General features: G+C 66.8%; 11 protein-coding genes. 3 read left to right on the top strand and 8 right to left on the bottom strand.

Going from position 1 to position 9,570, the window contains the following annotated elements; translation table 11 throughout:
- From ACTIAO_RS02550 to ACTIAO_RS02540, 3 genes are all read right to left on the bottom strand, one after another.
- Positions 1-440, bottom strand: a 440-nt coding sequence (locus tag ACTIAO_RS02550) for a DNA glycosylase AlkZ-like family protein (protein ID WP_441904753.1), incomplete at its 3' end; no start/stop codon positions are given.
- A 45-nt stretch (positions 441-485) separates the two neighbouring features.
- The gene (locus ACTIAO_RS02545; protein ID WP_441904752.1) at positions 486-926 is read right to left on the bottom strand and encodes a nitroreductase family deazaflavin-dependent oxidoreductase; all 441 of its coding nucleotides are present in this window, start codon (positions 924-926) and stop codon (positions 486-488) included.
- 21 nt (positions 927-947) lie between these two features.
- Positions 948-2,390 (bottom strand): glyceraldehyde-3-phosphate dehydrogenase, encoded by a 1,443-nt coding sequence (locus ACTIAO_RS02540; RefSeq protein WP_441904751.1) that lies wholly within the window; start codon positions 2,388-2,390, stop codon positions 948-950.
- A gap of 144 nt (positions 2,391-2,534) precedes the next feature.
- Here ACTIAO_RS02540 and ACTIAO_RS02535 point away from each other — a divergent pair, with 144 nt between their 5' ends.
- Positions 2,535-3,185 carry an HAD-IA family hydrolase gene (locus tag ACTIAO_RS02535; protein ID WP_441904750.1) on the top strand — a complete coding sequence of 217 codons (651 nt, stop codon included), beginning with the start codon at positions 2,535-2,537 and terminating at the stop codon, positions 3,183-3,185.
- Positions 3,186-3,231: 46 nt separating this feature from the next.
- Here ACTIAO_RS02535 and murQ read toward each other — a convergent pair whose 3' ends face one another.
- Both murQ and ACTIAO_RS02525 read right to left on the bottom strand, forming a co-directional pair.
- Positions 3,232-4,182, bottom strand: a complete 951-nt coding sequence (gene murQ / locus ACTIAO_RS02530) for an N-acetylmuramic acid 6-phosphate etherase (RefSeq protein WP_441904749.1) — start codon at positions 4,180-4,182, stop codon at positions 3,232-3,234.
- Positions 4,175-5,068, bottom strand: a complete 894-nt coding sequence (locus tag ACTIAO_RS02525; RefSeq protein WP_441904748.1) for a BadF/BadG/BcrA/BcrD ATPase family protein — start codon at positions 5,066-5,068, stop codon at positions 4,175-4,177. Before ACTIAO_RS02525 ends, murQ begins: the two co-directional genes overlap by 8 nt.
- Positions 5,069-5,196: 128 nt before the next feature.
- Here ACTIAO_RS02525 and ACTIAO_RS02520 point away from each other — a divergent pair, with 128 nt between their 5' ends.
- Entirely contained in the window at positions 5,197-6,054 is an 858-nt protein-coding gene (locus ACTIAO_RS02520; RefSeq protein ID WP_441904747.1) for a MurR/RpiR family transcriptional regulator, read from the top strand.
- A 17-nt stretch (positions 6,055-6,071) separates the two neighbouring features.
- Here ACTIAO_RS02520 and ACTIAO_RS02515 read toward each other — a convergent pair whose 3' ends face one another.
- From ACTIAO_RS02515 to ACTIAO_RS02505, 3 genes are all read right to left on the bottom strand, one after another.
- A complete protein-coding gene (locus ACTIAO_RS02515; protein WP_441904746.1) occupies positions 6,072-6,938 on the bottom strand; it encodes a DUF998 domain-containing protein in 867 nt (288 codons plus the stop codon).
- Positions 6,939-7,016: 78 nt separating this feature from the next.
- Positions 7,017-7,181: a hypothetical protein gene (locus ACTIAO_RS02510; RefSeq protein WP_441904745.1), complete on the bottom strand. Its 165-nt coding sequence runs from the start codon at positions 7,179-7,181 to the stop codon at positions 7,017-7,019.
- Positions 7,182-7,185: 4 nt separating this feature from the next.
- Positions 7,186-7,689, bottom strand: a complete 504-nt coding sequence (locus ACTIAO_RS02505) for a phosphoribosyltransferase (RefSeq protein ID WP_441904744.1) — start codon at positions 7,687-7,689, stop codon at positions 7,186-7,188.
- 149 nt (positions 7,690-7,838) lie between these two features.
- Between ACTIAO_RS02505 and ACTIAO_RS02500 the strand changes: the two genes are divergently transcribed.
- Positions 7,839-9,563, top strand: a complete 1,725-nt coding sequence (locus ACTIAO_RS02500; RefSeq protein WP_441904743.1) for a thiamine pyrophosphate-binding protein — start codon at positions 7,839-7,841, stop codon at positions 9,561-9,563.
- Positions 9,564-9,570 lie beyond the last annotated feature (7 nt).

Raw genomic sequence — 9,570 nt, 5'->3', positions numbered from 1 at the left:
GGGTCGATGCCAGCGCCGTCCAGCAGAGCGAACAGCTCGGCGCGCGTCAGCGCATTGCCCCCGCGCAGAGCCCCGGTCAGCACGCGTTCAACCGTGGCGAGCTCGCCTGGACCGAGGCCGAGTTCGCGATAGCGCGGAGCCTCCATGCGCACCTGCCGCTCGCCCGTGACGCTCAGCACCCACGCGAGGTCTTCGGCGGGGATGATGTGCAGCGTGCCGCGCTGCGTCCAGGCGCGCACGAGCACGCCGCGATTGAACAGCCGGTCGACGGCACGCAGCGTCGGCGCACCGGTCGTGCGTGCGGCGAGCGCCCAGCGCCCGGCCCAGAACTCCTGCGCCTGCACCGCGAGCATGTGCCGCGCAGCATCCGCCACCGACGGCGCCTGCGCCGTCAGCCGATGCGAACGCAGGCGCTCTGCGCGCAGCATCCCCGTGTCCATGGGGACATCCTGCCCGGTGCCACCGACATTGCGCCGAAGCACGATCTACGCGGCGATGGACTCCAGCGCGAAGACAGCGATCCGCCGATCGGTCTTGGTCTGGTAGACGGCGTAGTCCGGGAACGCTTCGACCGCGCGCTCCCACCACAGCGCACGCTCATCGCCATCGACCTCACGAGCGATGTAGTCGAGGCGAACAGCACCGTCCTGCAGCTCCACATGCGGGTGCTTTCGGATGTTCGAGGCCCACTTGGGCTCCTGCGGTGCACCACCGAGCGATGCGATCACGGCATACTGCCCGTCGTGCTCGACGCGCATGAGGGCGGTCTTGCGCAGCGCACCGGTCTTCGCGCCCACGGTCGTCAGCACGATGATCGGTCTGCCTTTCAGCATCCCGCCATCGGCGCCAGCGGTGGCTTCGAACTTCTCGGCCTGGGTGCGCGCCCAGTCGGATGTGGACGGCTGATACTCACCATTCAGGGGCATGCGACCATCCTAAGCACGCACTCAGACCTGCAGCGTCACCTCGCGCCGCGGCGGAAGCACGACGGGGTGTGACCCGGCCATCACTTCGAGCACGCGGATGACCTGGCAGGAGTACCCGTACTCGTTGTCGTACCAGACGTACAGCACGACATCGCGATCGTTCGCGATCGTGGCGAGCCCGTCGACGACACCTGCGCGGTGCGATCCGACGAAGTCCGTCGAGACGACTTCGGGGGATTCGACGTAGTCGATCTGCTGACGCAGCTTCGAGTGCAGTGAGATCCGGCGCAGGTAGTCGTTGAGCTCATCCTTGGTGGCGGGCTTTTCGAGGGTCAGGTGCAGAACGGCGAGCGAGACATCCGGGGTGGGAACGCGGATCGCCGACCCGGTGAGCTTGCCCTCGAGCTCCGGCAGCGCGCGTGCGACGGCTTTTGCCGCCCCCGTCTCGGTGATGACCATGTTCAGCGTGGCCGCACGGCCGCGGCGGTCGCCGGAATGGAAGTTGTCGATGAGGTTCTGATCGTTCGTGAACGAGTGCACCGTCTCGACGTGGCCGCGCACGATCCCGTACGCCTCGTCCATCGCCTTGAGCACCGGGGTGATCGCATTGGTCGTGCACGATGCTGCCGAGACGATGCGGTCATCGGGTGTGATGGTGGCGTCGTTGATGCCGTGCACGATGTTCTTCAGCATCCCCTTGCCTGGTGCCGTCAGCAATACCCGCGCGACCCCCTTTGCCTCGAGGTGCCGGCTGAGTCCTTCTTCATCGCGCCAGCGTCCGGTGTTGTCGACGACGATCGCCCTGTCGATGCCGCAGGCGGTGTAGTCGACGGATGCCGGATCGTTCGAGTAGATCACCTGGATCCGGGTGCCGTTCGCGATGATCTGGTCGGCGTCCTCGTCCACCGTGACGGAGCCGGCGAAGCGGCCGTGCACGGAGTCGCGCATCAGCAGCGATGCTCGCTTGACGAGATCGTTGTCCGCTCCGCGGCGCACGACGATCGCACGCAGGCGCAGACCGCTGCCGCCGCTGTTGTGGGCGATGAGGATGCGAGCGAGCAGACGCCCGATGCGTCCGAAACCGTACAGCACGACATCGGTCGGATCGGCGGGCTCCGCACCCATCGCGGGCGCGAGAGTCTCGCGCAGGTACTCGTCGAGAGGAGCATCCGAGCGTCCGGCGACGAGACGTGCGACGTCGATCGAGGATGCTCCCGGTGCCAGTTCGCGCAACGCCTCCAGCACGGCGAGCGTGTCTTCCAGCGCCAGTTCTTCATGGCCGAGCTGGGCGACGCGCTCGTGCAGTTCGATGATGCCGGTCGTCGACAGCCCGAGCAGGCGATGCCCGTGCAGTGACGTCACCACCTCGTGATCGCGGCGGAGGGCACCGACGAGCGGAACCATCTGCTCGGCGAGCTCTTCTTTGACCAGCCAGTCGTCACGGTGTGCCGCGAAGTCGTTCATCTGCGTCCTTGCATGTTCTGAGCGCGCCGAAGATCATCCGGCGCGCGAATTGCCGGGTGGAAGATCGGGGGATGCTTCCAGGATAGTCGGGAGCGCGGGCTCCTCGGCGCAGACCGTGCTCTCCTGCCCGGTTAGCCTGGAACCATGGCAACGACTCTCACCGCTCGTGCGGCACTGCTCGACATGGACGGCACTCTCGTCGATTCAACGGCGGTCGTCGAGCGGCTCTGGTGGGAGTGGGCCGAGCCGCACGGGCTCGACCAGAACACGGTTCTGCAGACCGTGCACGGCCGCCAGGGGTGGCAGAGCATGGCCATGCTGCTCCCGGAGCGCGACCACGCGATCAATCTCGATGAGAATCAGCAGATGCTCGCCCGTGAGAGCTCCGACACCCAGGGTGTGATCGCGATTCCCGGTGCCGACGAGCTGCTGCGTGCGCTCGAGAGGCTCCCCCACGCGATCGTCACCTCCGCAAACGTCGCGCTGATGAAGGCGCGAATGGGCGCTGCGGGTCTTCGCATTCCCGCACTCGCCATCACTGCGGAACGCGTATCGCGGAGCAAGCCCGACCCGGAGGGGTTCCTGCTCGCAGCATCCACCCTCGGCATCGACCCGGCCGAGTGCATCGCCTTCGAGGACTCCGGCGCCGGCATCCAGGCAGCGCGTGATGCCGGGATGACTGTCATCGGCGTCGGCCCGCACGCACCGTCATTCGGTCCGACGTATCACGTCGATGACCTCACGCAGATCTCGATCGCGCCATCCGGCGCAGGATTCGAGATCCGAATCAGCTGAGCGGTTCTGGTCAGCTGAGCGGTTCTGCTCAGCCGAGCCGTTCTGTTCAGCTGAGCGCGGCGATCGCTTCGCGCAGGATGCCGTCGGCCTCAGCCAGCGCGGCCCGCGCAGGGTCCGCTTCGGCGCCGGCGACGAGCATGAGCACGGCAAGTTTCACCGAGCCTCCGGCTGCCTGCAGTGCGGCTGCGGCCGCATCGATGCCGACGCCGGTGAGCTCGGTGACGGTGCGGATCGACCGGGCGTGCAGCTTCTCGTTCGTGGCGATCAGATCGACCATCACCCCGCGATAGGTCTTGCCGAGCTTGATCATCGACAGCGTCGTGAGCATGTTGACGACGAGCTTCTGGGTGGTGCCGGATTTGAGGCGCGTCGATCCTGAGATGAACTCGGGGCCGGTGACGATCTCGATCGGGATCTCGGCTGCCGCTCCGATATCGGAGTTGCTATTGGATGCGATCGCGACCGTGAGAGCCCCGATGCCGCGCGCGTATTCGAGGCCGCCCACGACGTACGGGGTGCGACCGGATGCCGAGATGCCGACGACCGTGTCGCGCTCGGTGAGCTCGAGTTCGAGCAGAGATCGCTGCGCGGCATCCGCATCGTCCTCGGCGTTCTCGACGGCCGAGCGGATTGCCGTCTCTCCGCCGGCGATCAGACCGACAACCATGGATGGATCCGTGCCGAACGTCGGCGGGCACTCGCTCGCGTCGAGCACGCCGATGCGCCCGGCGGTGCCGGCGCCGATGTAAATCAGTCGCCCTCCGCGACGGAATCGTTCCGTGATCCCGTCGACGGCCCGCGCGATGTCGGTTGCGTGTTCGGCTACGGCGAGCGGCACGCGCTGGTCTTCGGCATTCATCCGGACCACGAGCTCGGCGGTATCGAGGAGATCCAGGTCGCCGCGTTCCGTGCTTGCAGCTTCGGTGTCGAGGTGCGAGAGCACGTCGAGAAGCTCGGCAAGGCGGCTGTTCGCGGCCGAATCGGTTTCATCAAGCACGGTGAACGAACCTTTCATGAGGTGTATCGGTACGGTACGCGAGCAGCGATGCGCCGTCGAGAGCGTCGCCGGCGGCGGGGACGACGGTGCGTCCTGCGCCGGCCAGCGCGTGTTCGAGCTCTGCACGGAACCAGGCGTGGTCCGTGAGTCCGCCGTGGATCACGACGTCGGGTGTCTTCGATGCCGCGGCAGCGGATGCTGCGAGCAGCCGTACCGCCTCCTGCGCTATCCGAGTCGCGACGGCGTCACCGGCGGCAGCGGCATCGAGGACGAGTGGGGCGACTGTTGCGAGCTGCCGGGCGACGGGGATTTCACCAGCCAGCCACGTGATCGCATCCGGAGCAGGGAGCATGCGGGCGTGCACGGTTTCAGTGAGCACTGTCGAACCTGCGAGTCCGTCGCGGGCTCGCAGCGTCGCTCGTACGCCTTCGCGGCCGAGCCACGATCCGCCGCCGAGGTCGCCGAGGTCGGGGCCCCATCCGTCGACCAGCCGCACACCTTCTGTGTCGACTCCGAGAGCGGCAGCGCCGGTGCCGGCGATCAGGAGTGTGCCCGGTGCTCCCTCGAGCGCCCCGACGTGTGCGGTGACGACGTCAGAGGAGACAGCGACGCGAGCTCCTGTCGCTTCGGCGAGGGCGCGGGCCAGTTCGTGAGCGGCATCCGGTGCCATCCATGCGCCGGCCGCTCCGATGCCCAGCGCGTCGACGACGCCCGCCTCGGCGAGCAGCGGCGCGATCGCGGCCAGTGCCGTTTTGACCCCGTCGACGCTCGCAAGGCCGGGGGAACCGGCATCGGAATAGGACACGCGCACGCCGGCTCGGAGTACCGTCAGCCGACAGCGGGACTTGCCGAGGTCGATGGCGGCGATGGTGCGCGGTGTCGACATCTCTCAACTCTCGGATCGGAAACAACTCGAAAAGACTCTACACGATGAGTAGAGTTGATGAAAAGAATTTACGTCACGATGAACTCACCCGACGAGACATACTGTAATCCCACCCGTAAGGAGCGCGGATGAGCATCCAGTCCACGATCGAGGCCGCAGCGTCGACCCTGCCGCCATCGCTCGCGCGCATCGCAGCCGTGGTGCGGGAGAATCCCTCCACCGTGATCGACCTGACCATCAATGAGCTCGCCGAGAAGTGCGACACCTCCGTCGCCTCGGTCGTGCGATTCTGCCGCGCGATCGGATTCAGCGGCTACGCCCCGCTGCGCATGGCGCTGGCCACAGAGCTCGGCAAGGAATCCGCGCAGTTCCCCACGCGGGGCGCCTTCGGCTCCGAGATATCCGATAGCGACACCCTGCCCGAGGCCGTCTCCAAGCTCGCCGCCCTCGAGCTCCTTGCCATCGAAGAGACCATCGACAGCCTCGACTTCGAAGTGCTCGACGAGGCGATCACCGCGATCGATCAGGCTGAGCGCGTCCTGCTCTTCGGGATCGGAGCCAGCCAGTTCATCGCGCAGGACCTCGCGCACAAGCTCCTGCGGGTCGGACGCAACGCGCACGTGATCACAGACCCGCACGAGGCCATCGCAGTCACGGTGCTGAATACCGGGCCCACCGTCGCGATCGGCTTCTCGCACTCCGGGGCGACGACCGAGACCGTTCGCTTCTTGCAGACGGCCAGGCAGAGCGGTGCCGCGACGATCGCCGTGACGTCATCGGATGCGACGCCGCTCGCTCACGCCGCGGATCACGCCCTGTACACCGTCGTGCGCGAATCAACATTTCGCGCCGGCGCAATGGTGAGCCGCATCGCGCAGCTCGCTCTGGTCGATTGCCTGTTCATCGGGGTCGCCAAGCGTCGCTACGCCGAGACCATGGATGCTCTGCAGCGTACGCGCGAAGCGACCCTGGCGCTGCGCGACTGACAGCGCGGCTGACGCCGTCAGCCCAGCTCCACCTCGGTAACTGCTGGCTGCACCTCGTCCTCGGAGGGCACTTCGTTGGCCGCCCGCAGGAACACGATGATCCAGCTGAAGATGAGGATCGCAGCGATGAGCTCGACCGCGGTGAGGTTGTAGTACCCGGTGGCGAAGAAGATCACCAGCATGACGATGACGGCGACGTAGATGTAGCCCAGTGCGATGAACACCTTCGAGATCGTCGGCAGCAGCCACGGCAGGGACAGCACGACGACGCCGAATGCCACGGTCATGCCGGTGGCGACGGTGTTGTGCACGAGGAAGAACGCGTCGACCGGGAAGATTCCCACGCAGGTGAGGAAAATACCGATGAGGATCAGTCCGAGCCGCAGCAGGTGTCGCTTCCGAGCCGCTTTCGGGTCCGTTACGGGAAGTCCCGATGTCGCATACCGGGCGATGATCGTCACGATGACTCCGGCGACGATAACCGTGCCGTTGAAGATCCACGACGAGGAGTTGCTCGCCATGCCGAGCGCAGAAAGGTTGTCGCGCCACCAGTACTGGTCGGTGGCGGTGAGCATGCTCGCGAACGCCCCGACGACCAGGAAGACCGCGAGCACGAGCGAGAGCATCATCGGAGTGAGCGATGCGGCGCTGAGGAAGCACACGTAGGCGGTCAGCGCATAGGCGACGGCGACGAGGATCGCCCCGGGGAAGTCAAAGACCGGAGCATCGGTGAAGCTGCGCTCCAGCAGCGACGCGATGCCCGACCATCCCAGAAACGCGGTCGCAGCGTACGCGAGCGTGATCGCGGCGATGTCATACCAGCGCAGGCGGTCATCGCGCATCGTCAGCCGGTCAGGTCGGGCTGTCGCGCTTCTGCGGTGCATGACGACGCGCCGACCGAGCAGCACCGACAGGATCGCAACGGCAGCACCGCCGATGGCGGCATAGGCGCCGATCGAGCCCTACCCCGAGATCTCGAGCTCACGTCCCCAGAAGAGGATGATCGAGATGAGGAAACCGATGATGAAGAACAGTGTTCCGACGAGCAGCGCCGCCGTCTCGAGGGAGATCTTGCCGGCACGGGTGCGGCGCTGGAGGTCCTGCCAGCGGGAGGAGAGTGATGTCATGATGTCACGCCGTCGGCGAGAGGCCGAGATCCTGCTCGCGTACCGTCCCCTGAGATGACCACGGGAAATCTATCCATAGGTCGGTATCCTTCCATGCGTAATCGGGCTGGATGATCGTCGATGGTTTGGAGTAGATCGTGACGGAGCGTACGTCCGCACCTTTATCTTGGAGCAGTTGGACAGCGAGTGCGAGCGTCCGCCCCGAATCGGCGACATCATCCACCAGCAGAACGCGACGCCCGTCGAGATACGCCATGTCGAGCTCCGGCGGCAGCACCGCGGGAGCATCGAGCACGGTCCCGATTCCGGTATAGAACTCGACGTTGATCGCGCCGCAGTTCTTCGCGCCGAGGCCATAGGCGATCGCACCGGCCGGCAGCAATCCGCCGCGCGCGATCGCGACGACCACCTCCGGCTCGAAGCCGCTGGCGACGATGCCACGGGCAAGATCCCGCGTGGCCGATCCGAACCCGTCCCAGGTGAGAGTCTCGCGCTCGTGAAGTGTCATGGGCTCATTCTCCCCTGTCACCGGGGATAGAATCGACAAGTCCGGCCCAGCCGGTGCTCGAAAAAGGGGCACGACACCGCAATCGCATGGATGCGACGCGCGAGACACATACGGAATCCTTCACCGATACCGTCTCGAAAGGCTCTGTCATGCCCTCCGTATCCGCCCACGTCGCCCGCACCCTCGCCGAGCACATCGACGCCGTCTTCGGCGTGATGGGCAACGGGAACGCCTACTTCCTCGACGCACTCGAACGCGAGACCGCTGCGTCATTCACCGCGGTCCGACACGAGCAGGGGGCAGTAGTCGCCGCCGACGCACACTACCGCGCCTCGGGCCAGATCGCGGCGGGCACGACGACCTACGGCGCCGGATTCACGAACACGCTGACGGCACTCGCCGAAGCCGTGCAGGCACGTGTCCCCCTCGTGCTCGTCGTCGGCGATGAACCGACATCGGGCCCACGCCCATGGGACGTCGACCAGATCGCCCTCGCATCGGCCGTAGGGGCCCGCACATACACGGTCGGACGAGCGGATGCCGCCGCGACAACGATCATCGCGATCGAGCACGCCCTCACCTATCGCCTGCCGGTCGTCCTGGCTATTCCCTACGATGTCGCAGCCCTCGAGGCGGGCCCCGTGCCCGGCGCCCCCGCGCCCCGAGTGCCGTCCGCGCTTGCGCCCGGCGGTGAGTTCGCCGAAGGGATGCTGGAGGAGATCGCAGGTGCGCTTCACGATGCGGAGCGTCCGTTCCTGCTGGCCGGCCGCGGTGCGTGGCTGGCCGGTGCCGGAGAAGCGCTCGGGGCGCTTGCCGACGCGACCGGTGCGCTGACAGCATCCACCGCTCTCGGCCGTGGCGTCTTTCCCGCCACGGAATACGACCTGGGCGTCACCGGCGGCTTCGGAGCCGACGCCGCCATGTCGCTGGTCCGGAAAGCCGATGTCGCCGTCGTCTTCGGGGCATCGCTCAATCAGTTCACGATGCGCTTCGGCGAGCTGTTCGCACCGGGCACACGAGTGTTCCAGGTCGATGTTGCACCAGCCGCGACGCACGCGCACGTCGGCGGATTCGTGCGCGGGGATGCTCGGATCGTCGCCGGGATGCTCGTGGAGCGAATCGCTTCGCCGCATAACTCCGGAGGTTTGCGCCGAAATCCGCATGAATCCATCGCCGCAGAGGGCCGTGTGGGCAGTTTCTCCGGAGTTATGCGGCGCCCGTGGCGCGAGAGCGTCGACGTCGCCGCGGCACGCGCCTATGACACTGGCGATGCACTCGCCGTGGACGGACGGCTCGACCCCCGCTCCGCCGCACGCCGTATCGCCGAGCTGCTGCCGGAGGACCGCGTCGTGGTCTCGGACGGCGGGCACTTCATCGGCTGGGCGAACATGTACTGGCCCGTGGCTTCTCCCGACCGGATGATGATGATCGGCACCGCGTTCCAGGCGATCGGCCAGGGCTGGCCGAGCGTGGTCGGTGCGGCGCTCGCACGACCGGAGTCCACGATCGTCCTCACCAGCGGCGACGGCGGCGGGCTCATGGCGATTGCCGACCTGGAATCAGCCGTGCGCGCAGCCGGCGGCCGGGGGTGCGCCGTGATCTGGAACGACGCCGCCTACGGTGCAGAGGTGCACCTGTACGGGCTCAAGGGTCTCGCCGAGGAGCCGATGCTCATCCCCGAGGTCGACTTCGCCGCATTCGCCGCAGCCGTCGGCGCCGAGGGCGTCGTAGTGCGCACGCTCGATGACCTCGCGCGGCTTGAGACATGGGCCGCGCAGCCCGCCGCTGAACGTCCTTTCCTGCTGCTGGACCTGCGCATCTCCCCCATCGTCATCGCGCCGTACCAGCAAGAGGTCATCCGCGTGAACTCCTGAGTCGCGA

Source organism: Microbacterium sp. (assembly GCF_052099035.1).
Lineage (GTDB): Bacteria > Actinomycetota > Actinomycetes > Actinomycetales > Microbacteriaceae > Microbacterium.
Note: the sequence above shows the minus strand (reverse complement) of the source record. Positions and strands in the feature narration are given on the sequence as shown.